At 64.7% G+C, this 23782-nt stretch carries 21 protein-coding genes, 2 pseudogenes and 1 riboswitch; of the genes and pseudogenes, 14 read left to right on the top strand and 9 right to left on the bottom strand.

The window, feature by feature from the left end; translation table 11 throughout:
• Positions 1–51 precede the first annotated feature (51 nt).
• Positions 52–840: a tRNA (guanosine(46)-N7)-methyltransferase TrmB gene (gene trmB / locus IV498_RS01325; protein ID WP_269044751.1), complete on the top strand. Its 789-nt coding sequence runs from the start codon at positions 52–54 to the stop codon at positions 838–840.
• Between the two features lie 46 nt (positions 841–886).
• Here the strand turns inward: trmB and IV498_RS19000 are convergent.
• Positions 887–1033: pseudogene (locus IV498_RS19000) on the bottom strand (hypothetical protein); the annotation flags it as partial.
• A gap of 56 nt (positions 1034–1089) precedes the next feature.
• On the opposite strand from IV498_RS19000, the gene IV498_RS01330 reads away from it, so the two are divergent.
• The 3 genes from IV498_RS01330 (at position 1090) to IV498_RS01340 (ending at position 5687) form a co-directional block, all read left to right on the top strand.
• Entirely contained in the window at positions 1090–1635 is a 546-nt protein-coding gene (locus tag IV498_RS01330; protein WP_269044752.1) for a COG4315 family predicted lipoprotein, read from the top strand.
• A 210-nt stretch (positions 1636–1845) separates the two neighbouring features.
• Entirely contained in the window at positions 1846–2178 is a 333-nt protein-coding gene (locus tag IV498_RS01335; protein WP_269044753.1) for a UPF0758 domain-containing protein, read from the top strand.
• A gap of 89 nt (positions 2179–2267) precedes the next feature.
• Positions 2268–5687 carry a DEAD/DEAH box helicase gene (locus IV498_RS01340; protein ID WP_269044754.1) on the top strand — a complete coding sequence of 1140 codons (3420 nt, stop codon included), beginning with the start codon at positions 2268–2270 and terminating at the stop codon, positions 5685–5687.
• An 8-nt stretch (positions 5688–5695) separates the two neighbouring features.
• Here IV498_RS01340 and IV498_RS01345 read toward each other — a convergent pair whose 3' ends face one another.
• The 4 genes from IV498_RS01345 to dnaK all read right to left on the bottom strand — a co-directional run bounded on the left by IV498_RS01345 (position 5696) and on the right by dnaK (position 9882).
• The gene (locus IV498_RS01345; protein ID WP_269044755.1) at positions 5696–6130 is read right to left on the bottom strand and encodes a heat shock protein transcriptional repressor HspR; all 435 of its coding nucleotides are present in this window, start codon (positions 6128–6130) and stop codon (positions 5696–5698) included.
• A 138-nt stretch (positions 6131–6268) separates the two neighbouring features.
• A complete protein-coding gene (locus IV498_RS01350) occupies positions 6269–7261 on the bottom strand; it encodes a DnaJ C-terminal domain-containing protein (RefSeq protein ID WP_269044756.1) in 993 nt (330 codons plus the stop codon).
• Positions 7262–7354: 93 nt separating this feature from the next.
• Positions 7355–8002, bottom strand: a complete 648-nt coding sequence (locus tag IV498_RS01355) for a nucleotide exchange factor GrpE (RefSeq protein ID WP_269044757.1) — start codon at positions 8000–8002, stop codon at positions 7355–7357.
• 2 nt (positions 8003–8004) lie between these two features.
• On the bottom strand, positions 8005–9882 hold the full coding sequence (gene dnaK, locus IV498_RS01360; protein WP_269044758.1) for a molecular chaperone DnaK: 1878 nt from the start codon (positions 9880–9882) through the stop codon (positions 8005–8007).
• 353 nt (positions 9883–10235) lie between these two features.
• Here dnaK and IV498_RS01365 point away from each other — a divergent pair, with 353 nt between their 5' ends.
• The 8 genes and pseudogenes from IV498_RS01365 (at position 10236) to IV498_RS01400 (ending at position 17776) form a co-directional block, all read left to right on the top strand.
• Positions 10236–11051 carry a class I SAM-dependent methyltransferase gene (locus IV498_RS01365; protein WP_269044759.1) on the top strand — a complete coding sequence of 272 codons (816 nt, stop codon included), beginning with the start codon at positions 10236–10238 and terminating at the stop codon, positions 11049–11051.
• Between the two features lie 36 nt (positions 11052–11087).
• On the top strand, positions 11088–11945 hold the full coding sequence (locus IV498_RS01370; RefSeq protein ID WP_269044760.1) for a LysE family transporter: 858 nt from the start codon (positions 11088–11090) through the stop codon (positions 11943–11945).
• Positions 11946–11976: 31 nt separating this feature from the next.
• Positions 11977–12495, top strand: coding sequence for a low molecular weight protein-tyrosine-phosphatase (locus IV498_RS01375; RefSeq protein ID WP_269044761.1), 519 nt, complete (start codon positions 11977–11979; stop codon positions 12493–12495).
• The gene (locus IV498_RS01380) at positions 12482–14683 is read left to right on the top strand and encodes a chorismate-binding protein (protein ID WP_269044762.1); all 2202 of its coding nucleotides are present in this window, start codon (positions 12482–12484) and stop codon (positions 14681–14683) included. The genes IV498_RS01375 and IV498_RS01380 overlap by 14 nt, the downstream gene beginning before the upstream one ends.
• A gap of 100 nt (positions 14684–14783) precedes the next feature.
• A complete protein-coding gene (locus IV498_RS01385; protein WP_269044763.1) occupies positions 14784–15716 on the top strand; it encodes an aminodeoxychorismate lyase in 933 nt (310 codons plus the stop codon).
• Between the two features lie 221 nt (positions 15717–15937).
• A complete protein-coding gene (locus IV498_RS01390) occupies positions 15938–16156 on the top strand; it encodes a DUF1737 domain-containing protein (RefSeq protein ID WP_269044764.1) in 219 nt (72 codons plus the stop codon).
• Complete coding sequence (locus tag IV498_RS01395; RefSeq protein ID WP_269044765.1) at positions 16153–16575, top strand: rhodanese-like domain-containing protein; 423 nt, start codon at positions 16153–16155, stop codon at positions 16573–16575. Before IV498_RS01390 ends, IV498_RS01395 begins: the two co-directional genes overlap by 4 nt.
• Positions 16562–17776: pseudogene (locus IV498_RS01400) on the top strand (O-succinylhomoserine sulfhydrylase). Before IV498_RS01395 ends, IV498_RS01400 begins: the two are co-directional and overlap by 14 nt.
• A gap of 112 nt (positions 17777–17888) precedes the next feature.
• Here IV498_RS01400 and IV498_RS01405 read toward each other — a convergent pair.
• From IV498_RS01405 to IV498_RS01420, 4 genes are all read right to left on the bottom strand, one after another.
• Positions 17889–19421 (bottom strand): UDP-N-acetylglucosamine 1-carboxyvinyltransferase, encoded by a 1533-nt coding sequence (locus IV498_RS01405; RefSeq protein ID WP_269044766.1) that lies wholly within the window; start codon positions 19419–19421, stop codon positions 17889–17891.
• 147 nt (positions 19422–19568) lie between these two features.
• A complete protein-coding gene (locus IV498_RS01410; protein ID WP_269044767.1) occupies positions 19569–20366 on the bottom strand; it encodes an energy-coupling factor transporter transmembrane component T family protein in 798 nt (265 codons plus the stop codon).
• Positions 20356–21978 carry an ABC transporter ATP-binding protein gene (locus tag IV498_RS01415; protein WP_269044768.1) on the bottom strand — a complete coding sequence of 541 codons (1623 nt, stop codon included), beginning with the start codon at positions 21976–21978 and terminating at the stop codon, positions 20356–20358. The genes IV498_RS01410 and IV498_RS01415 overlap by 11 nt, the downstream gene beginning before the upstream one ends.
• A gap of 4 nt (positions 21979–21982) precedes the next feature.
• Complete coding sequence (locus tag IV498_RS01420) at positions 21983–22630, bottom strand: ECF transporter S component (RefSeq protein ID WP_269044769.1); 648 nt, start codon at positions 22628–22630, stop codon at positions 21983–21985.
• A gap of 50 nt (positions 22631–22680) precedes the next feature.
• Positions 22681–22817, bottom strand: a riboswitch (TPP riboswitch).
• A gap of 213 nt (positions 22818–23030) precedes the next feature.
• Here IV498_RS01420 and IV498_RS01425 point away from each other — a divergent pair.
• Positions 23031–23291, top strand: a complete 261-nt coding sequence (locus IV498_RS01425) for a DUF4235 domain-containing protein (RefSeq protein WP_269044770.1) — start codon at positions 23031–23033, stop codon at positions 23289–23291.
• Between the two features lie 36 nt (positions 23292–23327).
• Positions 23328–23714 carry a hypothetical protein gene (locus IV498_RS01430; protein WP_442951254.1) on the top strand — a complete coding sequence of 129 codons (387 nt, stop codon included), beginning with the start codon at positions 23328–23330 and terminating at the stop codon, positions 23712–23714.
• The last annotated feature ends 68 nt before the right edge of the window (positions 23715–23782 follow it).

Here is a 23782-nt window from a genome sequence, read left to right on the forward strand (position 1 = left end):
TCGCGCCGGCGGCGGGATGCGGTGCGGACGGGCGACGGTAATCTGGAGCGGATGAATGAAACTCCAAACTCCGCGCCCAGCATCGCCCCGCCGTCGAACGCTGCCCACCGTGCCCAGCCGGTGTCCTTCGTTCGGCGCGGCTCGCGCCTGCAGGGCCGCCGGCAGAAGGCTTGGGCGGAGCATGCGGATGCGTATGTAATTGATGTGCCACGACAGATCTCCGATACGTCTGTCCATCCAGACTTCCGCTTTGACGCCCAGACTGTTTTTGGCCGCACGGCTCCCCTGATTATCGAGATTGGCTCCGGACTGGGCGAGGCGGTGGTGCAGGCTGCGACGGACAACCCGGATAAGGACTTCCTGGCCGTTGAGGTCTATCTGCCGGGGCTGGCGCAAACCCTGCTGAAGGTGGCCGCCCGGTCGCTGCCCAATGTCCGACTGGTGCAGGCGAATGCCCCGGAAGTTTTGGACATCATGGTTCCGGCCGGTTCGGTGTCCGAGGTGTGGGTGTTTTTCCCCGATCCCTGGCACAAAAGCAAGCATGAAAAGCGCCGGCTGGTCACCCCGGCCTTTGCCCAGCAGGTTGCCGCTGCCCTGGAGCCGGGCGGCATCTGGCGGCTGGCTACAGATTGGGAACACTACGCACGGCAGATGCGCCAAATCGGGGACGCGTCGCCACTGTTCACGAACATGGCTGCGAGTACGGCGGACGTGGGCCCCAGTGCGGTGGATGGCGGCTGGGCGCCGCGCTTCGAGGGACGCGTCCTGACGAGTTTCGAAAGCAAGGCTCACCGCGCAGGCCGGGCAATCCACGATCTTGCCTATCGCCGCAACCCCTGAGCGGATTCAGCGTCGGGTGTCCGTATTTCCTCCGATTCAGCTGGCCTGAATTGAGCTGATCTGAGTTGAGCTGGCCTGAGTTGAGCTGGCCTGAGTTGAGCTGGCCTGAGTTGAGCTGGCCTGAGTTGAGCTGGCAAAACGGCAAGCTGAATCTACCAACCGCACCGATGGACTGAACCAACCGGCTCTGCACAACGTCTCAACTGCAGCGGGTACGCTCGTGCCCGGTATGCAGGAGGAGGCATTCCGATGAAAAGATTTAGCGGTTCATTGATGGTCACTGTGGCCGTCGCTGTGGCGGCGCTGACCGGCTGCGGATCAACCGCAGGCAGCGGGGGCGCTGCGGCACCGGCCGCCAACCCGGCGTCCAGTGCGGCAGCGACAGCTGGCTCGTCCGGCTCGTCCGGCTCCGCTGCTGAAACCAGCAAGCTGGCCGTGTCCACCTCATCGCTGGGACAGATCATCGTGGATGGAGCCGGAATGACCGTTTATGTTTTTGACAAGGATGTGGCGAATTCAGGTAAGAGCAACTGCAGCGGTGGTTGCCTGGCCAGCTGGCCGCCAGTCATAGCGAAACGCGGTGCTCCGTCGCTTGCTGGCATTTCCGCCAAGGTTGGAACCATTCCGACGGCGAATGGCGCTAAACAGGTAACCATCAACGGCCTCCCTGTTTACTACTTCGCCGCCGACAGGGCAGCCGGGGACACCAAGGGCCAGAGTGTGAACAACATCTGGTGGGTACTGGATTCCGCCGGCACCCGGATCGGCAACACGGGTGGTACCAGCGGATACTGAGTTCCTTTGATCGTGGCGGGACGCCGGCTCTCTTGCCATCCGGGTGGACGGCGGGACGCCAGCTTGCAATCCGGATGCCTGGGCCGGGACGGCCGGGCGCAGCCGTCCTGCCCTGCACAGGACCAAAATCGGCGCCGGTGCCCACATACAGGCACCACGCCGCTGCGCTGATGGTCCCGCCCCAACTAGCCTCGGCATATGACATCACATGTGCCCCTTTCCGAAATCCCCCCGGAAGATCGTCCACGGGAGCGGCTGCTGGCTTTGGGAGCCCACAGACTCCGTAATGAGGAGCTGCTGGCAATTGTCATCGGCTCCGGAACCCGCAACGCCAGCAGCCTGGAGCTGGCGCAGCGGTTGTTGAAGAAAACGGCCGGACCTGCCGGGCTGGACGCCGCCAGTCTGCCGGCACTGCTCGACATCGGCGGTGTTGGACCCGCGGCGGCGATGCGGATCGTGGCAGGATGCGAGTTGCATCGGCGCGCGGCACGACGACGTACCGTGCAGCCCGGCGTGCCCGTCAGCCAGGTTCCAACGACTTGAAATTAAGCGCCGCGGCTGAGCACCGCTTAAGATTGAACGGTTAAGGGTTTGCCAGTCAGGCCCCGGATCCAATCCAGGAAGTATTATCCGTGACGTTTTCCCCCGCCCATCAAAGCCGTCTGGTGACCAGCACGCCACACATCAGCGACCGATCCACGGTGGCCGGTTTTGATTATGCCGGTCAGGGACGGGTCAAAGACATCGCCTTTGAGTCCGGGACCGGGTTACTGCGCGGCCAGGTGCGGGGAACGTCGCTCTACCATGCCACCGCGAAGCTGATCCAGAGCGTGGACGGCCGCTGGTCATGTTCGGTGGGAATCTGCAGTTGTCCGGTCCGGCAAAACTGCAAGCACGTCGCGGCACTGCTCTTTGCCGCGGAATCCGACCCGGACATTGGGCCGCTCCTGGGCACGATGGAACCGGTATCGTCTTCGCGCGCCACCACCCTGACAGCTGTCCAGGGCAGATCGAGTGCCCAGGACGAGGCCACCGCGGACTGGGAGAAAACCCTGATGGGTTTGCTGCCCTCATCCCGGTCCACCCGGCAGGACAGTCCACCCCTGGCGCTGCAGTTTGAACTGGAACGCCCGGTCCGCAGGTTTTCCTACCGGGGACACCAGGATACAAAGGGATCACCTGTCCAGCTCAACGTTCGTCCGGTTCTGCTGGGCGCCAAGGGCAAGTGGGTCCGCAGCGGCATTGGGTGGAATACCCTGAACTATCTGAACTTTGGCCGGAAGTTCAATGAAGCCCACCTGGATTGGCTGCTCGAATTCCTCAACTCCCATTCACCTTCCAGCCGCCAAGTCAGCTCCGGCTCCCCCTGGCTGGCCCTGAACTCCTTCGCCGGACGGAATCTGTGGAACCTGCTGGCCGAGGCCGGCAGGATCGGATTGAGTCTGGTCCATAGCCGAGGATCGATGGATCCTGTCCGCGTTCTTGACGAGCCGGCCAAGGTGCGGCTGAGCCTGAGCCGCGCGGGATCTGGGGCCTTGGATCTCGGTGCCAGCGCAGAGATTGGCGGCGTTCCGGTCGCCGCGGAACAACTGGAAACCATCGGCCGTCCGGCGCACGGACTCTTTTACGCCGACAACGGTCCCGATCCGCTCCCGGAACTTCATCCCCAGCCGGGCAACGCCACCGCAGTTCCGGGCGTCATCACGCTTGCACCCTTGGAAACGCCGCTGTCCGAGCAGCTGTTGGGCTTTATCCATTCCGGATCGAGCGTCCAAATCCCGGCCCGGGATGAGGACCGCTTCCTGCGCAAGTTCTACCCCCAGTTGCAGCGGACAGCGGAAGTGGTTTCGATCGACGGCTCGGTGGAGCTGCCGGCCTACTCGGCTCCGGTGCTGTCACTGTTGGCGAACTATGACGGGGATCATCGAGTGCGGCTGCATTGGGAATGGCATTACAGTGCCGGTGACCGGATCGACGCCGAACCGCTGTGGGGCCGACCGGACGACTCAGGGTACCGGGATGAGGCCGCCGAAGCCCGGATTCTGCAATCCGTGGGGCAGCCGTGGGAGACGGTCGCCCCGCTGGGCGGACCAGGGGAGCACAGTTGGGCCGAGCCGCGGCTTCTGGCAGCGGCCACGCTCGAGGGCCTGGACACCCTGACTTTCACCGAACAGGTCCTGCCTGCCCTGCGCGAGCTGCCTGAGGTTCTGGTCGAAACAGCCGGCGAAGTTGCCGACTACCGTGAAGTTACCGAAGCTCCGGTGGTCAGTATCTCCACCGCCGAGACGGCAGACCGGGACTGGTTCGATCTTGGCATTGTGATTACCCTTGAGGGCGAGCCCGTGTCCTTCGCTGCCGTTTTTTCGGCTCTGGCAGCCGGCTCCACCAGGATGCTGCTGCCCAGCGGCGCACATTTCTCACTGGAACGTCCAGAGCTGCACCAGTTGCGGGAACTGATTGATGAGGCCAGAGTCCTGCAGGACGCGGGCAGTGAGGGACTGAAGATCAGCCGCTTCCAGGCCAGCCTGTGGGATGAGCTGGCCCAACTGGGCATCGTGGACCAGCAGGCTGCCGCGTGGCGCAGCTCGGTGGCCGGCTTACTTAGCGGCAGTGCTCCGACGCCGCTTCCGGCACCCGATTCGCTGAATGCCGTCCTCCGCCCCTACCAGCTCGAAGGGTTCAACTGGCTGAACTTCCTGTTCAGTCATGACCTGGGTGGCGTGCTGGCCGATGACATGGGGCTGGGAAAGACCGTCCAGACCTTGGCGCTGGTCTGCTCGGCGAAGGAACGCAATGCAGAAACGCAGAACCGGGCCCCTTTCCTGGTCGTGGCACCGACGAGCGTCGTTGGCAACTGGGAAACCGAAGCGGCACGTTTTGCCCCGGGCCTGAGGACTCTGGCCATTACCGAGACTTTCGCCAAAAGCGGCCTGAATCCGGCCGACGTTGTGGGCGGAGCGGACATCGTCATCACCTCATACGCGCTGTTCCGCATCGACTTTGAGGCCTACGCCGCACATAGCTGGGCCGGTCTGATCCTTGACGAGGCCCAGTTCGTGAAAAATCACCAGTCCAAGGCGTACCAGTGTGCCCGCAAGCTTCCCGCCCCCTTCAAACTCGCAGTCACCGGCACTCCGTTGGAAAACAACCTAATGGAGTTGTGGACGCTGACCTCCATCGTGGCGCCCGGCCTGTTCCCCAGCCCGAAACGCTTCGCCGAGTTCTACCAGAAACCGATTGAAAAGGACGGCAACGCGGACCAGCTGGCCAAACTCCGTGCCCGGGTTCGTCCGCTGATGCTGCGGCGCACGAAGGAACAGGTCATCCGGGACCTGCCGCCAAAGCAGGAGCAGGTGCTGGAGGTGGTGTTGAACCCGCGGCATTCCAAGGTTTACCAGACACATTTGCAGCGGGAGCGGCAGAAAGTCCTGGGGCTGCTGGAAGACGTCAACAAGAACCGGTTCACCATCTTCCAGTCGTTGACCCTTCTGCGCCAGCTGAGTTTGGACGCGAGTCTGGTGGATGAAAGCCTCTCGGCCGTCCGCTCAAGCAAACTCGACGTTCTCTTCGAACAGCTGGAGGATGTCATCGCGGAAGGTCACCGCGCCCTGATATTCAGCCAGTTCACCGGTTTCCTGGGCAAAGTCCGGGACCGGCTTACCGCGGAGGGGATCGAGTTCTGTTATCTGGACGGAAGCACCCGCAAGCGTTCGGAGGTGGTGCGGCAGTTTAAAGAGGGTACGGCTCCGTTGTTCCTGATCAGCCTGAAGGCAGGTGGCTTCGGGCTGAACCTGACCGAGGCTGACTACGTCTTCATCCTTGATCCCTGGTGGAATCCGGCCTCCGAGGCCCAGGCCGTGGACCGGACCCACAGGATCGGGCAGGCGAAGAACGTGATGGTTTACCGGATGGTGGCCAAGGACACGATCGAAGAAAAAGTGATGGCGCTCAAGGCCAAGAAATCCCGGCTCTTTGCCGACGTCATGAGTGGCGAATCCTTACCGGGCGGAGCGCTCACCGCGGCGGATCTGGCTGGACTCTTCAGCGACTGACACCCGGTTCAGCGCTGCGGACGCCAGACGACGACGGCCTGTGAGCGCGGTCGGGGCCGCTTTCCGTGGGCGAGACTGACCACGTCGCCGGCCAGGCCGGCCGCAAAGATGCGTGCGGCGTCGGGCGTACGGCGGCGCAGGGCATCGGCGGCGGCAGCCAGCTCCTGGGAAAGCTCGGTTACCCGTGACCGCAGCGCCGCAACCTGATTCTCCAGTTCCATGATCCGCTTAATGCCCTCCAGCGAAACACCTTCCTGAGACAGCCGCTGGACCTCGCGCAGCATTTCCACATCGTGCTGGGAGTACCTGCGGGATCGGCCGGGCGCCCGGCTGGGCGAGACAATGCCCAAACGGTCATATTGGCGCAGCGTCTGCGGGTGCATCTCGGCAAGCTCGGCAGCCACGGAGATGACAAAAATCGGCGCATCGGAGTTGATCTCCACTCGTGTCTCCTTTCGATCCCTTGGCGCCATCTGCGGCTAACGGCGCCCGCAGCCTGCATCACTCCCGGCAGGAAGCCCGTCCCGGACCGGCAGGAAGCCCGTCCCGGACCGGACACCGCCCCGGGACAGCTCAGCCAACTACAACCGGGCCTTCGCTGCCAGACTTTCCCGCGGGTCGCCGTCGGCCGTTGCGGCGGCGAATTCCCGCACGGCTTCCTGTGCTTCCTTGCTGAGCTTTTGCGGCACCGTGACGTCAATGGTGACCAACAGATCACCGGTGGACTTGGAAGTGGACACGCCGCGGCCCTTGACCCGCAGGGTGCGCCCGGAGGGAGTTCCTTCCGGAACCCGGACCTTGACCTGTTCGCCGGTGAGGGTGGGCACGCCGATGTCTGCGCCGAGCGCGGCCTCCGGAAAGGTTACCGGCACGTGAATGCGGATGTTATCCCCGTCCCGGGTGAAGAACCCGTGCGGCTTGACGTTGACGGTGACCATGAGGTCTCCTGCTCCGGCCGATCCAGGTTGCCCTTTGCCGCGGACACGCACCTTCTGTCCGTCCTTGATTCCCGCCGGAATGCGGACGTCTATCACTTCCCCGCTCGGCTCACGCAGACCGATGGTGGTTCCACGGATTGCACCGCCGAAGGAGATGCTGGTTGATGCCGTGCGGTCCGCGCCCTTGGACGGTGCGGACTGATATCCGCCGAATCCTCCTCCACCGCCGAACAGATCTGCGAATTCGGGCGGCAGCCCGGAGGAGTCGAAGCCCTGCGAACTGCGGCTTCGCGCCCCGGCCCCCGCACGCTGGCCATTGAACAGGCCGCCAAAGAGGTCATCGAAACCTGCGCCGGAAGAACCAGCGCCACCGGCGCCACCAGCGCTGAACCGGGCACCCCCACCCATGGCCTTGATGGCGTCGTACTGCTCACGATCCTCAGGGCTGGAGAGTACCGAGTAAGCCTCGGAAATGTCCTTAAAGGTCTTTTCCGCAGCGGTATTACCGGCATTGGTGTCCGGATGGTACTTTCGTGCTAGCTTGCGGTATGCCTTCTTGATGTCGGCGCCGGAAGCGTCTTTGGAAACGCCAAGGATCTTGTAGAAGTCCTTGTCGACCCAATCCTGACTTGCCAAGGCGTCTCCTTCCTAATGATGTGGAAATCGAGTGAGCAGTTGGTGTCCGTATGGAGGTTCAGAACGACACCAACTGCTCACTCGATGATATGGCTACTGGGGAACTGCGACGATGACCTGGGCGGCCCGCAGAATCCGGTCACCGGACCTGTAGCCGTTGCGCAGAACCTGGCTGACGGTGTCAACCTCCACGTCCTCGCCGGGCTGCTGGATCAGCGCTTCGTGAATGGTGGGATCAAACGCCACTCCCGTTTCCGCGATGCTCGTCAGCCCGTAGGTCTTGAGCGCATTCTCCAGTTTGCCTGCTATGGCGGCAAATGGCCCGCCCTCCAGATCGCCGTGCTTGCGGGCAGCGTCGACGTCGTCCAGGACAGGCAGCAGCGAATTGAGCACGCCGATCACCGCCATCTCCCCCGCAACGGCCCGATCACGTTCCACCCGCTTGCGGTAATTGACGTATTCGGCCTGGAGCCGGAGCAGGTCATTCTTCAGCTCCGCCGCCTCGTCCTTCTTGGGCTGCGCCGCAGCGTTCTCCGGTGCGGCCCCGGCATCGTTGAGGATCCGCTCGGCCTGCGCCAGCGCATCGGCCTCAACCTCGCCGTCGGGCTCGTGCCCGGCGCCCAGCGTTTCGCCGCTGCCCGCGGCGGGATCTGCCGGCTTACTCCCCTGCGGGGAGGCCGTCGAATCGGCAGCCTCCCCCTCGGAATTTACCTGCTCTGCGTCGTCACCGTGGCGTGCCATGGCTACTTCTTCTCGTCTGCGGCGGCTTCGTCGTCGACAATCTCAGCGTCAACGATGTCCTCATCGGCAGAACCACCGGCTGCGGAGTCCGCAGAACCTTCCGCGGCACCCTCACCGGCCGACTCCGCCGAAGCAGCAGCGTAGATGGCCTCGCCCAACTTGGACTGGGACGCCTGAAGCTTCTCGAACGCCACCTTGACAGCGTCCTCGTCCGTTCCAGCCAACGCGGACTTGAGCGCTTCGACGTCGGCTTTGACCTCGGTCTTGACCTCTTCCGGCAGCTTGTCGTCATTGTCGGCGAGCACCTTCTCCACCGAGTAGTGCAGCTGCTCGGCGCTGTTGCGCACATCGGCCTGCTCACGGCGGGTCTTGTCCTCCGCGGCATGCTCTTCTGCCTCACGGACCATGCGGTCAATGTCTTCCTTCGACAGCGCGGTGCCGCCGGTGATGGTCATCGACTGCTCCTTGCCGGTGCCCTTGTCCTTGGCCGAGACGTGCACAATACCGTTGGCGTCCAGGTCAAAGGTGACCTCAACCTGCGGAACTCCGCGCGGCGCCGGAGCAATACCCGTCAGCTCGAAGGTGCCCAGCGGCTTGTTATCCCGGGTGAACTCGCGCTCGCCCTGGAAAACCTGGATGGCCACGGACGGCTGGTTATCATCCGCGGTGGTGAAGGTCTCGCTCCGCTTGGTCGGAATGGCCGTGTTGCGCTCAATCAGCTTGGTCATCACCCCACCCTTGGTCTCGATGCCCAGTGACAGCGGCGTGACGTCAATGAGCAGAACATCCTTCCGCTCACCCTTGAGCACGCCAGCCTGCAGGGCAGCGCCCACTGCGACGACCTCGTCCGGGTTTACGCCCTTGTTCGGCTCCTTGCCGCCGGCCAGTTCCTTGACCAGGTCATACACGGCAGGCATCCGGGTGGACCCGCCAACGAGCACGATGTGGTCGATGTCCCCCACCTTGATGCCGGCCTCGGTGATAACGTCGTGGAATGGCTTTTTGGTGCGGTCCAGCAGGTCCTTCGTGAGGTCCTGGAACTTGGCGCGCGTGAGCTGCTCGTCCAGGTGCACCGGACCATCGGGCGTCACGGAGAGGTACTGCAGCGAAATGTTGGTGATGCTGGCGGAGGAGAGCTCCTTCTTGGCCTGCTCCGATGCCTCGCGCAGGCGCTGCAAGGCAATCTTGTCCTTGGACAGGTCCATGCCCTTAACCTTGAGCTGGTTCAGCAAATAGTCAACAACGCGCTGGTCCCAGTCGTCGCCACCCAAACGGTTATCACCGGCGGTGGAGCGGACCTGGATGGTGGAAAATTCGTCCTCGTCCTTGCCCACTTCGAGCAGCGAGACGTCGAAGGTGCCGCCACCGAGGTCGAAGACCAGAATGAGTTCGTCTTCCTTGCCCTTGTCCAGGCCGTAGGCGAGCGCGGCCGCGGTCGGCTCGTTGACGATGCGCAGCACGTTCAGTCCGGCGATCTCGCCGGCTTCCTTGGTAGCCTGGCGCTCGGCGTCATTGAAGTAGGCCGGAACGGTGACCACAGCGTCGGTGACCTTCTCGCCCAAGTAGCTCTCGGCGTCGTTCTTGAGCTTCATCAGGATGCGCGCGGAGATTTCCTGCGGCGTGTACTTCTTGTCGTCGATCCCCACTGTCCAGTCGGTGCCCATGTGGCGCTTGACCGAGGCAATGGTGCGGTCGATGTTGTTGACGGCCTGGCGCTTGGCGATCTCACCGACCAGGACTTCGCCGCCCTTGGAGAAGGCGACGACGGACGGCGTGGTGCGGCCGCCTTCCGCGTTCGCAATGACGGTGGGCTCGCCACCTTCGAGGACGGAGACAACAGAGTTCGTGGTTCCGAGGTCAATACCTACTGCACGGGACATGAGTGCGTTTCCTTTCAATGCTCTACTACTGGATGCTCAACTGCTGCGTGATTCATCTAGTGGGTGCTCAACTGCTGATTGTTCAGTTCCTGAGCCGGGATATCCGCTGCCCGCGGATGCTTCCCGTGGGCCGGATCCGCCCAACCGGAAGACGGTTGAGCGTTCTGCACTCAAGTCTACTCAGGGCTGCACGGATGTCAACTCAAGTTGAGTCTGTTCGACTCAACTCCGATATTTGGGCCAGCCGACAGACATTCTCGGGCTAGTCGGCAGTCATAACAGCTGGTGCTCCAGGGACGTCCGCTGCCCGGAACTCCGTTGCACGGGCCTGTGGCCCCGCGTACTGTCCAGCTATGAGTGAACAAAATCCCGCCGACGTCTACACCCACGGCCACCACGAGAGCGTACTGCGGTCCCACACGGCACGCACCGCCGCAAATTCCGCCGCATATCTGCTCCCCTACCTGCGCCATGGCTTGGATGTGCTCGACGTCGGCGCCGGACCCGGAACGATCACCGCGGATTTCGCGCGCCTGGTCGCCCCGGGTCAGGTGATCGGGCTGGACCGCGCGCCGGAAGTTGTGGCGCAGGCTTCCAAGCGCGCTGCCGAGGCGCATCTGGACAACCTCAGCTTCCAGACCGGCAACATTTATGACCTGGATTTTCCCGATGATCAGTTCGACGTGGTGCACGCCCACCAGGTGCTTCAGCATCTGAGCGACCCGGTGGAGGCCCTGCGTGAGATGCGCCGCGTCGCAAAGCCCGGCGGAATTGTCGCCGTCCGGGAAGCGGATTTCCACGGCATGTTCTGGTATCCCGAACTGCCGGAGTTGCAGCGCTGGATGTCGCTGTACCAGAAGGTGGCCCGGCACAACGATGCAGAGCCGGACGCCGGACGGCGACTGCTGAGCTGGGCGCGGGACGCCGGCTTCGACCAAGTCACACCCTCCTCGGACAACTGGCTCTACGCCACCGAAGAGCAGCGTCAATGGCATGCCGGCGTCTGGTCAGACCGGATAGTCCACTCCGCCTTTGCCGAGCAGGCTCTCGAATATTCTCTGGCGGACCGGGCGGAGCTGGAACGCCTCGCTGCCGGCTGGCGGACATGGGGAGCCACCCCGGATGCCTGGTTCCTGATCCCGAATGCGGAGATCATCGCCCGCGCCTGAGACCACAACCGGACATTCTTGCCATAAACTTCTCTGGTGGAATTTTCCCTGTGGCTGCCGCTCGCCGGCGCCGGCGCAATGATCAGCCTGACTCCCGGCGCCGGTGCCATCAATACGATGAGCAACGCCATCAGCTCGGGCTTTCGCCGTGCCATTTGGGGGATTCTGGGGCAGCAGTTGGCACTGATCGTCCACATCACCATCGTGGCCGCCGGCGTGGGTCTGCTGGTGGCCAGTTCGCCGCTGGCGTTCCACGTCATCCGGTACGCCGGTGCGGCGTACCTCGTCTACCTGGGCATCCGCAAACTCCTCGCCAAGTTACCGACGGTCTCCGCCCGAACAGCAGACGGACTGTCAGTGGCCGGCGATCCCTTCCGCGGAACAGAGGGCGGGCCATCAAGGGCCAGCGGCAGCCTCCCCAGAACGGGCAGTGGACTGTTAGAAGCCCACGACCTTCCCGAAACACGCAGCGCATTGTCAGAAGCCAGCGGCGGTTTCCCCGGGGCAAACGGTGGGCTATCGGGGCCCAGCGGCCGCAGTGTGGGGGTCGTTGACCGCAGCTTGGATGCAGCCGAAACAACGGCTCGAACCGGCGACTCCGCCCGGGCCATGTTCCTGCGCGGGCTGTGGGTCAACCTGCTCAATCCGAAGGCCATCGTTTTCTTTCTCGCCTTCATGCCGCAGTTCATCCGTGCCGACAAACCGCTGCTCGGACAGTACACCGTGCTGGCGGCCACCGTCGTCGCCATCGATGTTGCAGTGATGTGGTTTGTCTTCGCGGCTGCCGCCAAGCAGATGCGGCATCTGGGTGCGTCCGAGCGCGGCCAGATGACGCTCAACAGGGTGTTCGGCTCCCTGTTCATTGTCGTCGGCATCCTGCTGGCGGTCCTCTAGTCGATTCCGACGGCGTGGCTAGACTGATCGAATGACCTCGCCTTACCGGATCATCACTGTCTGCACCGGCAACATCTGCCGATCTCCCATGGCCGAGCTGATGCTGCGGCACGCAGCAGAGGCAGCCGGCGTGCCGGTGGTTCTGGACTCCGCCGGAACCAGCGGCTGGGAAATTGGAAACCCCATTGATCCCCGGGCGGCCAGCCAGCTCGACGGTGCCGGGATCGGCTCGGCGGAGCACGTGGCCCGCCGGTTTGACTCCTCCCGGTACGCCGACCGCGATCTGATCCTGGCCCTCGACGTTGACCACTACGAAGACCTGCTGGCCGACGCTCCCACTCCCGGCGCCCGGGACAAGATCCGGATGCTGCGTTCCTTCGACCCCGCTGTCCAGGACCTGGAGCCCGGAGAGCAAGGCATCGCGGACCCCTGGTACGGAGATGCCGGCGACTTCGACAACAGCAGCCGCCTGATTGCCGCGGCCATCCCGGGCATCCTGGCTTTCGTGCAGCAGCAGCAAACCGAAAGGGGCGACGATGCACAGCGCTAATCTGCCAACCCCGACCATCATCGCCATCGACGGCCGTTCCGGTGCGGGCAAAACCACCCTGGCCTTGGAGCTGGCCGCGCTGCTCCGCGAACACCGGCGCGTGTCCGTCTTCCATCTGGAGGACATCTATCCCGGCTGGAACGGACTAACTGCGGGCATTGAGCGCTATGTGACGACCGTGCTTGCGCCGCTGCGGGAGGGGCTGGCGGCCCATTGGGCCAGCTGGGACTGGGATAACCATTACGACGGCGAGCAGCGCACCACGGCGCTGGCGGACGTGATCATTGTCGAGGGGGTGGGCGCCGCGCACGCGACCGCCCGGCCGTTCCTGGACACTGTGCTCTGGGTTGAGGCCGGAACGCAGGACCGCAAACTGCGTGCCCTGGCCCGGGACGGGGACAGCTTTGCCCCATTCTGGGATCAGTGGGCGGCCCAGGAGGATGAACTGCTGGCCGGTGATCCCGTGGCCGATGAGGCCGATCTGCTGATCGCGGGCAGCGCCGACGGCAGCGCTCCGGGCAAAGTGCTGCAGGCGTTGACCGCGCTGCCCGCCCTCGAGGCGCTGCTGACCCCGGAACGCACCCGCCGACGCACCATGGAGCTGAGCATCGAACGTCTGGAGCGTTATCCGGACGCCGCGGATATCTTTGCCCAGCTCTACGGCGACTCTGAGAATGCCCTCTGGCTCGACAGCTCCAACGCCGCTGCTGCAGGCGCTCCCGCCGAAACAAATGGAGACGCCGCGGAGAGGAGCCGGTTCTCAATTTTGGCGGACGACGGCGGCAGCTACGGTCAGCTGGCCCGGCATGCCGCGGGCAGCACTCGGATCAGTTCGTCCGGCGTAACCACCCGCATCGACGGGCCGTTCTTCCGCTGGCTGGAAACGGTGTGGGGTGGGCAAGTTCTCCCGGCGCCGGAGGATTACGACTGCGGATTCACCCTTGGTTGGGTCGGATATTTGGGCTACCAGCTCAAGCGCGAAACCGGCGGGGCCGGGATCTCCACCGCAGACAGCTCCGCGGCAAATCTTCCGCCGTTCACCGCCGGATCTTCGGTGCAGGCCGGATCTGCTCCCGACGCCGAGGCTCCCGTCCCTACTGTGGGCGGCCCCGACCGCAGCGATGACGCAAGCCTGATCTTCGCCGGCCGCGCCGTCGTCGTCGACCATCACCTGCGCTGCCTGTACCTGCTGGCTCTGACGGAACCAGCGGTGCCGTCCACGGTGGCGGAGGCTAAGGCGTGGACGGAGCGGACCCGTGCCGTAGTTTCCGCGTTGCCCCCGGCTCCCGCAGCAACGGCCGAAGCGCTGGCGATCGGCGCAACTCCGACCCCGGCGCCTCGCTTCACGGCCAGGGACTCTGAATTTTCCTACAAGATGAAAATTGCCCAGGCCCAGGCGGAGATTGCCGACGGAAATTCCTACGAAGTGTGCCTGACCACCGCTTTGACGTCGGGCACCGCAGCTGCCCTGGACCCCTGCCGAACCTATCTGCGCCTGCGGGCGGTAAACCCGGCGCCGTTTGCCGCCTTCCTGCGGTTCGGGCCGCTCGCCATTGCCAGTACGTCGCCCGAGCGGTTCCTACGCATCACCGCCGGCGGCCGCATGCGGGCCGAACCCATCAAGGGCACCCGGCGTCGCGATCCCGATCCGGACCGGGACGAGTCCCTGCGGATGGAACTGGAGACGTCGCCGAAGGACCGGGCCGAGAACATCATGATTGTGGATCTGCTCCGCAATGACCTCTCGCATTTTGCCATTCCCGACACACTGTGCGTCCCGCGACTGTGCGTGGTGGAAAGTTATGCCACCGTGCACCAGCTGGTCAGTACCATCGAAGCCCAGCTGCAGCCTGGGTCCTCCCGCGCCGAGGCCGTGGCCGCCGCTTTCCCCGCCGGCTCCATGACCGGGGTGCCAAAAGTGAGCACCATGGCCATCCTCGACCGGCTGGAAGGGGCGCCGCGCGGAATATACTCCGGCGCCATCGGCTACTTCTCACTGAGCGGTGCCGCCGACCTTTCGGTAACGATCCGAACCCTGGTGATGGAAAAGACCGCTCACGGCGGCCGGTTGAGCCTGGGGGTCGGTGGAGCCATCACCTCGGATTCAAGTCCGCACGAGGAGTGGCTCGAGCTGAAGGCCAAGGCCGGGGGCGTGCTGCAGGCGCTGGGCACTCACTTCCCGGGCTGAACCGGGCAGGCGGCCAGCGCGCGGACCCGGCGGAACCAGGCGGCTGGACCGGCGGCTGAAGCGGACCCGGCGGAACCAGGGCCCGGACTAAGCTGTTGCCATGACTGTACTGGTATTTTTGGACCCCGCTTTTGCGGACGGACGGATCGTCGACGCGGGCAAGCCAGCCCTGATGGCCACGGATCAGGGAGCCACCCGCGGCGACGGCATTTTTGAGTCCATGCTCGCTGTGGATGGAAAACCACGCAAAATTCACCGACATTTGGACCGACTGGCGTCCTCCGCCCAGTCCTTGGAACTGACCATTCCGGAACCGGAGGTCTGGCAGCGAGCCATCGCGACGGCGCTCGCAGCATTCGCCGACGACGGAGGCGGCGGTGCGGCTGGCGGTGGAGGCGGCGGCGCGGCTGGCGGCGCCGAAGCCGTGGTGAAACTGGTCGTCACCCGGGGCGTTGAGGGCAGTTCCGCTCCGACGGCCTGGGTTCAGGTCTCGCTCCCACCGGAGGCCGGGAGGCTGCAGCGGGAAAACGGCATCGACGTCCTGCTGCTGGACCGCGGCTATGACAGCACCGTGGCCGAGCGGGCGCCGTGGCTGCTGCTGGGCGCCAAAACGCTCTCCTACGCCGTCAACATGGCGGCACTGCGGCACGCCCACTCCAACGGCGCCGATGACGTGATCTTCACCAGCAGTGACGGCCGCGTACTGGAGGGACCGACGTCGTCCGTCCTGCTGGCCCATGCCGAAGGTGAGGGAGGCACCCGCGTCCGTCGCCTGATCACTCCGGCCCTGGACAGCGGCATCCTGCCCGGTACGTCGCAAAGTGCGCTTTTCGGCGCCGCGAAGGCCGCCGGCTGGGAACTGGGCTACGGTCCGCTGGTGCCGGAGGATCTGTTCGACGCGGATGCGGTCTGGCTGATTTCCAGCATTCGCCTGCTTGCCCCCGTGAACCACATCGACGGTCGGGAGATCGGCACCTCGGACGTCCGGGCAGCGCTGACCGCGGAGCTGAATGAACTGATCGCAGCCACGTAATAGGCACAAAAAAGCCCGGCGGCTTCACGTGACGCCATACTCACCGGCGGCACTGTCCGAGGCCGAAGGGGCTGTGTTAGTTTCAATTTGGAGTACCGAGCGCCGGCGCAAACCCTTGCCGCCGGTCTGCATGTCGATCCCGCCGGATGTCGATCCCGCCCGCAGGCTCACCGAACCGTCCGGCGCCCGCTGACATTCTCCGATGGCCCGAAGGAGACACCATGCCCACCGAGAACGCACTGCTGACATATCGACTGCTCACCGGACCGGATGACCATGCCTTCTGCGCGCGGGTCAGCGCCGCGCTCGAGGAGGGCTACATCCTCTACGGCAGCCCATCGCTGGCCTTCGACGGCGGCCGGACCATTGCGGCGCAGGCCGTCATCTGGCCGGACGGCTTGAGCAGACCCGCTGGAAAAGCGAACGACGGCGGCCGATGAGCTACGCCGGCGACCTCACCCCGGCCCAGGCGTGGGACAGGCTGGCATCGGGTGCCACGCTGGTGGACGTGCGAACGGACGCCGAGTGGACGCACCTGGGCATCCCGGACACGTCGGGCACCGGCCGGCAGCCGCTGTTCATCGAGTGGAAGCTCGCCGGTGGACTGCCCAATGGCGAATTCCTGGCGCAGCTGCAGGCCCGGGTGCCGGCACCGGCGGGCACCGAGCTGATCTTCCTCTGCCGCTCCGGCGTCCGGTCCATCGCCGCCGCTGAGGCTGCCACGGCGGCCGGCTACACCGCGTACAACGTGTTGGAGGGCTTCGAAGGGGAGCAGGACGCTTACGGCGACCGCACCGTCAACGGCTGGAAGAATCGTCGGCTGCCATCGAGGGAACGGTCGTCCAATGAGCAACTTTGATCCACGGGCCGCGGACTGGGCCAAGGATACCCAAGCGGTGCGCGGCGGGTTGGACCGGTCCAACTTCCAGGAAACCTCCGAGGCCATCTTCCTCAACTCCGGCTTCGTCTACGAGTCCGCAGAGTCGGCCGAGGCGGCCTTCACCGGCGAGGTGGATCGGTTCGTCTAGTCCCGCTACGGCAATCCCTCGGTGGCTACGTTCCAGGAACGGCTGCGTCTGCTGGAAGGCACCGAAGCCTGCTTCGCCACCGCCTCCGGCATGTCCGCCGTATTCACCGCGCTCGGTGCACTCTTGGGCGCAGGTGACCGCGTGGTGGCCGCCCGCTCGCTTTTCGGCTCCTGCTTCGTGATCCTCAACGAGATTCTTCCCCGCTGGGGCGTGGAAACGGTCTTCGTCGACGGTCCGGACCTGGAGCAGTGGCGCCAGGCGCTGGCGACGCCGACGACGGCGGTCTTCTTCGAGTCGCCGTCGAACCCAATGCAGGAAATCGTCGACATCCGCGCGGTCTGCGACCTCGCCCATGCGGCCGGTGCAACGGTCGTGGTGGACAACGTCTTCGCCACCCCGCTGCTGCAAAAGTGCGGAGACTTGGGTGCGGACGTCATTGTTTATTCCGGCACCAAGCACATCGACGGACAGGGCCGGGTTCTTGGCGGGGCCATTCTCGGGACGAAGGAATTCATCGAGGGGCCGGTCAAAACGCTGATGCGGCACACCGGGCCCGCACTGTCCGCCTTTAATGCCTGGGTCCTGACCAAGGGGCTGGAAACCATCGGCCTGCGTGTCAGCCATGCCAGCGCCAATGCAATGAAGCTGGCGCAGTTCCTGGAACGGCACCCCGCTGTCAGCTGGGTCAGGTATCCGCTGCTGCCCTCCCACCCGCAGTTTGAGCTGGCACGGACGCAGATGAAAGCAGGTGGAACCGTGCTGACCTTCGAACTGGCCGCACCGGGAACTGGAGGATCCGGAAAGGGCGCCGCCTTTGCACTGCTCAACGCGTTACAGATCATCGACATCTCCAACAACCTTGGCGACTCCAAGTCGCTGATCACGCATCCGGCCACCACCACGCACCGGGCGATGGGCCCTCAGGGACGCGCCGCCATCGGCCTCACCGACGGCGCCGTAAGGCTCTCCGTCGGGTTGGAAGACCTCGACGATCTCACTCAGGACCTCGCCCAGGCCCTCGCCGCCATCTGACCCACCGCCACCCTCATCGAGGGAGCACTTGGTGCGCGATACACGGCCGTATCGCGCACGGATTGCTGAATCGATGAGGGGCAAATGGTAGTCGGTGGTGGATGGTGGACGGTTAGTCCTGGAAGTACTCGATTTCGGCGCCGATGGTGTTGAGCCGCTCGGCCAGGTCCTCGTAGCCGCGTTCAATCACGTAGATGTTCCGCAGCTCGGAGGTGCCCCTGGCGGCCAGCATGGCCAGCAGAATACATGCGGCGGGGCGCAGTGCGGGAGGGCAGCCGATTTCCGCGGCACGCCAACGGGTCGGGCCCGTAACGTCGATGCGGTGCGGATCGAGGAGCCGGACTCCTGCGCCCAACCGATTGAGTTCTGTCAGGTAGATGGCGCGGTTCTCATAAACCCAATCGTGGATCAAGGTGGACCCCATGGCACAGGAGGCGATGACCGCAAAGAAGGGCAGATTATCGATGTTCAGCCCGGGAAAGGGCATCGGATGGATCTTGTCCGGGGCTGCTTTCAGCACAGAAGGCAGCGTGGTGATGTCCACCAACCGGGTGTGTCCGTTGCGGGCGGTATATTCGGCGGACTTCCGGTACTGGAAGCCCATCTGTTCCAGCACACTGAGCTCGATTTCCATGAATTCGATCGGTACCCGCTTAATCGTCACCTCGGAGCCGGTGACGATCCCGGCGGTAATCAGGCTCATCGCCTCGATCGGATCCTCCGAGGGTGAATACTCAATATCGACATCTATCCGGGGCCGGCCGGTGATGGTCAGGGTGGTGCTGCCGATCCCCTCGACGCGGACGCCGAGTCCCTGCAGGTAAAAGCACAGGTCCTGGACCATGTAATTCGGGCTGGCATTGCGGATCACGGTGGTGCCTTCGCGGTGCGCGGCGGCCATGATGGCGTTTTCCGTCACGGTGTCCCCACGCTCGGTCAGAACAAAGGTGCGGTCCTGCGCGTCCGGCTCCGGCGCCTGGATGGCATAGAACCCCGAGTGCGCTTGTACGGACAGGCCAAACTCACGCAGCGCCTGCATATGAGGCTCCACCGTCCGGGTGCCCAAGTCACAGCCTCCGGCGTACGGCAGGTGATAGCTGGAGCGCTCATCGAGCAGCGGCCCCAGCAGCATGATGACGCTTCGGGTGCGGCGGGCCGCCACCACATCCATCGATGCCAAGTCCAGCTCCACCGGCCGGCGGACCTGCAGGTCGTTCGCATTGAGCCAGGTGCATTCCACCCCGATGCTGGTCAATACCTCCACGATCCGGTTGACCTCTTCGATACGGGCCAGCCGTCGCAGAGTGGTGGTTCCGCGGTTGATAAGGCTCGCGCACAACAGTGCCACGCCGGCGTTCTTGCTGGAATTGACCTCCACGCTGCCGGAAAGCTGGTGGCCGCCCACCACACGCAGATGCGTGATTTTTGGCTGCGCGGCGCCGCCAATGTTCAGGATGCTGTGGCCGAAAATGGTTTCCATCCGCTGGATCATCTTCAGGCTCAGGTTTTGCTTGCCCTGCTCCATCCGGGCGACGGCGCTTTGGCTGGTTCCCAGCTCCGCCGCGAGCCTGCCCTGGGTCCAGCCTTTGGCTGAGCGGGCGTCACGAACCAGCAGGCCTACGGACGAGGCGGTTTCTTGAGTCATAGCTTAAGTAATATCATAGAGCGCATAAAAATATAGATTTCGGTGCCATAGTGGACGCAAGGTGTGTGATATCGATGCAAATAGTCGAACCGTGCGATATTTTTCACATCGTTGAGTCGATTCGTCTGTTGCCTTCCTGTCTCCACGCTAACTGAAAGCGGAGTTCCATGTCCCCGACATGACGGCGGCAGCCAACGCCGCGCCGATAATCACCATGCCACCCAAAAGCACCAGAGCATCCCGCGCGCTGAACTCGGATCGACGTGCCCAAGTGCGCGGTCCGGCGCCGAATCCCTTCGCTTCCATGGTGACGGCGAGCCGGGACGCCCGCCGGATGGCCTGCACCAGCAGCGCCATGGCCTGTCCCAGCGAGGACCTGAAGCGGCCGAGCACACCACCGCTGGAACCGGCGCCCCGCGCGCGGCGGGCCATGCCCAGGTTTTGCCATTCCTCCACCAACAGTCCCACCAGCCGCATCGCGGCCAGGGCCCCCAGCACAAAGCGGTGCGGCAGCCTCAGCCGCTGGGCCAGGGCATCGGCCAGATCGGTGGGATCGGTGCTGGCCAGCAGCAGAACGCCGGGAAGTGCAATGGCTATGCCGCGCAGTGCAATGGCCACGCCGGACTGCAGCGATCCTTCGGTCAGCAGCAGCGGCCCCCATTCCAGCAGGACGGCTCCGGTTTTAGGCGCCAGCAGGGCCGAACCGTAGCCTCCCACAAGGGCGGCGGCCAGAATGGGCCACCCACGCCCCAGCAGCACCCGCGGGGCTAACCCGGCCAGTGGCAGGAGCGCGAGCTCACAGAGCAACGCCACGGACGCGGAAACCCAGTCCACCGTCAGCAGCAATCCAATGGTCAGTGCCAGACCTGCCCCAAGTTTGGAAAGTGGATTTGCCCGGGCCAACCACGCAGTGGAACGCGGACCGGCCAGCACGTCAATACTCACCCTGGACCTCCGGCCGGGCCGCCGCCGCACGATCCACACCCAGCACGGCCGACGCCGCACGGTCCACACCCAGTACGGCGGACGCCGCGGGCGTACCTGCAGCCGTCAGCTCCAACTGCGCTCCGCCCAGGACGCGGGTGAACTCTGCATCGTGCGTCACTGCCACCACGCCCGCGCCGGCGTCGAGCAGTTCAGATAACAGGGTAGCCAGCTCGGCCCAGGTATTGGCGTCCTGGCCGAAGGTCGGTTCGTCCATCACCAGGATCTGCGGCCGGGTTGCAAGCACGGTGGCCACCGACAGTCGGCGCTTTTCACCGCCGGAGAGAGTGTAGGGATTAGCCTCAGCCAAATGCTCCAGCCGGAGCCGCACCAGCAGCTCCTCAACGCCGGCCGTTCCCTGGCCCAGCATTCTGGGACCAAAAGCCAACTCGTCCAGTACCCGGCCGGTGACAAACTGGTGCTCCGGCTCCTGGAAAACATTCCCGATCCGTCCCACCAGCTCAGGACCGGTCCAATCGAAGGGGGACTGCCCGGCGCCGCGCGCCAACGGATCCGCGGCGCTCAACTGTCCGCCGGTGATCGGAAGCAGCCCACCCAGAGTCAGGGCCACGGTCGATTTGCCTGCCCCGTTGGGGCCGGTGATGCCCAGTGCTGCCCCGGCGCAAACCTCAATATTGATCCCGGATGCCGTGGGCACCGGCGCCGGCCGATACCCACGGTGCCGTCGCCGCGGGACGGATGCACGCGAGACCGCGAGGTCCCGGGCGGTCAGCAGGACCTCGCCGGACGAGGAGTTCTGCCGCGGCCGCACCACCGGCAGATAGTCCGGCACCCAGATGCCGGCCGAAATCAGCATCGCGCGGGATTGCTCCAGAACCCGGGCCGGCGGCCCATCCAGCAATACACCGCCGGGCTGGCGTTGGCTTCCCGGAGCGAGCACGACAATACGGTCCACCACGTCCAGCCAGACCGGTACCCGGTGTTCCACCACCACCAGCGTCGCCCCCGTGTCCGTCAGCATCCGCAGCACCGCGTCGCGCACCTCCAGCACACCGGCAGGATCGAGGTTGGCCGTCGGTTCATCCAACAGCAGCAGACCGGGCCTCATCGCCAGCATACCGGCCAGCCCCAGCCGCTGTTTCTGGCCGCCGGAGAGCGAGGACGTCGGATGGTCCAGCGGCAGGTCCAGCCCGACGGCGTCCAAGGCGGCCGCGGCGCGGCGCCAGATCTCCGCCGGCGGAACCGCCAAATTTTCCGCGCCAAAGGCCACATCGTCCCCCACCCGGGACAGCACCACCTGAGCCTCCGGATCCTGCTGCATCAACCCGGACCGGCCACGGCGGTGGCTTGGCGGGCTGCCGTCCACCAGCAGCGAGCCGGACTCCGCCGCGTCCTCATCCGATCCCAGGACCCCGGCCAGGGCATGGAGGAGCGTGGATTTTCCCGCCCCGGACGGGCCGAGCAGGAGAACCCGCTCCCCCGGTGCGATCTCCAGGGTCAGGTCGTGCACGGCGGGAGAGCTGCGGCCAGCATGCTGGAAGCCCCAACCCTTGGCCGAGACCGCCGCCGGCCACCCGCCGGAGCCGGTGCCGCCATCGTCGTGCGCTGCCATCGGCTTAGAGCACAGGCTCCGTGGCCGCGCGCCGGGAGGCCAGATTGGACAGCGCCCCTGTGCGGGCCAGACCGCGGGCGGCCAGCCAGGAAAGCAGCCCGGCGATGACCGTGCCGGAGATGGCGGCGAAAATCAGATAGAGCACCTTCGCGGCTAATTCCCATTCCGCGTTATAGCCAATATTGTCGTTGATGCCCAAGCCGACGCCGGCCAGCGCACCCGCCAGCAGCGCGACGGGCAGGCGGAACCGGCGGTAGCCAAACGCTGCGAAGGCCAGCTCGGCGCCAATCCCCTGCACCAGTCCGGAGAGCAGCACGGTCAGTCCGAACGACGATCCGAGCAGGGCCTCCACGGCGGCGGCGACAAGTTCGCAATAGAGCGCAGCTCCGGGCTTGCGGATGATCAGCCCGCCCAGGACGCCGGCGATCAGCCAGCCGCCGCCGTACAGCCCGCCCAGCGGCGGGAAGGCAGCGATCAGCAGCGACACTCCGGCGTAGCCGACGGACCAGGCCCAGAAAATGACGCCGACGGCGACGGCCAGCACCGAGGCGACGACGATGTCCACGACCCGCCAGGTGTATTTGCCCGGCCGTGCCGTTTCGGCTGCGGCAGGATCGATCGGGGGCGGGGTGTGGGCGTGTGTTTTACTCATGAATCCTCCTTCGCAGGAGGGGCAGCAATGCGGCGGAAGTCCCGCGCACCGCCGAAGAGAACTCGACTCCCTTCGCCGGTACTAACCGGATCAGGTTCGAGGGTCTGCGGCTGTCCGCACTCTCAGCGCCCACCTCGCGGTTTCCGGTGACCCGGATCCGGGTGGTGGCGCTCCCCTGTCGTTTAATTTTCTTGCTTCTTTCAGCGGAACCAGTGTATACCCGCAGCGGCCGTTGGAAGCCGCCGAGGCGGACCCCGCAGGACGGCAGCCATCTTGCCGTCCCCGGCCGGGGCGCTAGGCTGGGCACAGAGCAAGATTCAGGCAGAAAATGCGTTGGAAGAAACAGCAGAGTTTGGCTGGTTCGACTTCATCAATTCAATTCAACTCAAAGGAGTGCGGCATGAACCTGCTTTTGAAGCTGGTGACCACCGGTGTAAGCGTTGGCGCGGTCTTTGTGGCCAATAAAATCGTGGAGAAGACCTGGGAGAAATGCACCGGAAAGAAGCCACCCAAGGATGGCACGGACCCGACTCACAGCCTGCGCTCCGCCCTGATCTTCGCGCTGGTGTCCGCGGCTGTGGCCGCCATGATCCAGGTTATTGCCGGACGCGGAACCCAGCGTGCCATTCTGCGGCTGAAGGGCAAGCCGGAGGAAATCTAACCTCCGCTTGGTTTCGCGCCGTATAGCATTCTGGCTATGAGTGAAGTTAGCCCGGCCAGCACCCTTCCCGGCATGCCGCGGGCATCAGCTCCGGCGGCCAAGTGGCGGATCGTGGCCTGGGCCTCCTGGGACTGGGGGTCGGCGGCTTTCAACGCCGTGATGACCACCTTTATCTTCACTGCGTTGTACCTGACGGGAGATGACTTCGGCGGTTCGGACCATGCCTCAGCGGTGTTGGCCTTTTCGCTCTCCATTTCCGGCGTGGCGATCGCCTTGTTGGCGCCGGTGGCCGGGCAGCGCTCGGACCACAGCGGGAGACGGAAACTGTGGCTCGGCCTGAACACCAGGACTCTGGACATAGCCATTCAGGTGCGGGCGGGTTCCTTTGATTTTTGGGAGTTTTCCTCGTCGGGAGCCTGTTAATTATGCCCTCATTGTGAGATAATTAGAGTGTGCTAATTCGTCCGGGTGTGGGTGTGGGATCATGAGCG

This window comes from Paenarthrobacter sp. Z7-10 (genome assembly GCF_026932795.1).
Taxonomy (GTDB): Bacteria; Actinomycetota; Actinomycetes; order Actinomycetales; family Micrococcaceae; genus Arthrobacter_M.

Excerpts from the sequence above, each read along its gene's own strand:
- trmB (WP_269044751.1), top strand. The coding sequence starts at position 52 with ATGAATGAAACTCCAAACTCCGCGCCCAGCATCGCCCCGCCGTCGAAC.
- IV498_RS01330 (WP_269044752.1), top strand. The coding sequence starts at position 1,090 with ATGAAAAGATTTAGCGGTTCATTGATGGTCACTGTGGCCGTCGCTGTG.
- IV498_RS01355 (WP_269044757.1), bottom strand. The coding sequence starts at position 8,002 with ATGGCACGCCACGGTGACGACGCAGAGCAGGTAAATTCCGAGGGGGAG.
- dnaK (WP_269044758.1), bottom strand. The coding sequence starts at position 9,882 with ATGTCCCGTGCAGTAGGTATTGACCTCGGAACCACGAACTCTGTTGTC.
- IV498_RS01365 (WP_269044759.1), top strand. The coding sequence starts at position 10,236 with ATGAGTGAACAAAATCCCGCCGACGTCTACACCCACGGCCACCACGAG.
- IV498_RS01375 (WP_269044761.1), top strand. The coding sequence starts at position 11,977 with ATGACCTCGCCTTACCGGATCATCACTGTCTGCACCGGCAACATCTGC.
- IV498_RS01380 (WP_269044762.1), top strand. The coding sequence starts at position 12,482 with ATGCACAGCGCTAATCTGCCAACCCCGACCATCATCGCCATCGACGGC.
- IV498_RS01385 (WP_269044763.1), top strand. The coding sequence starts at position 14,784 with ATGACTGTACTGGTATTTTTGGACCCCGCTTTTGCGGACGGACGGATC.
- IV498_RS01390 (WP_269044764.1), top strand. The coding sequence starts at position 15,938 with ATGCCCACCGAGAACGCACTGCTGACATATCGACTGCTCACCGGACCG.
- IV498_RS01395 (WP_269044765.1), top strand. The coding sequence starts at position 16,153 with ATGAGCTACGCCGGCGACCTCACCCCGGCCCAGGCGTGGGACAGGCTG.
- IV498_RS01405 (WP_269044766.1), bottom strand. The coding sequence starts at position 19,421 with ATGACTCAAGAAACCGCCTCGTCCGTAGGCCTGCTGGTTCGTGACGCC.
- IV498_RS01415 (WP_269044768.1), bottom strand. The coding sequence starts at position 21,978 with ATGGCAGCGCACGACGATGGCGGCACCGGCTCCGGCGGGTGGCCGGCG.
- IV498_RS01420 (WP_269044769.1), bottom strand. The coding sequence starts at position 22,630 with ATGAGTAAAACACACGCCCACACCCCGCCCCCGATCGATCCTGCCGCA.
- IV498_RS01425 (WP_269044770.1), top strand. The coding sequence starts at position 23,031 with ATGAACCTGCTTTTGAAGCTGGTGACCACCGGTGTAAGCGTTGGCGCG.
- IV498_RS01430 (WP_442951254.1), top strand. The coding sequence starts at position 23,328 with ATGAGTGAAGTTAGCCCGGCCAGCACCCTTCCCGGCATGCCGCGGGCA.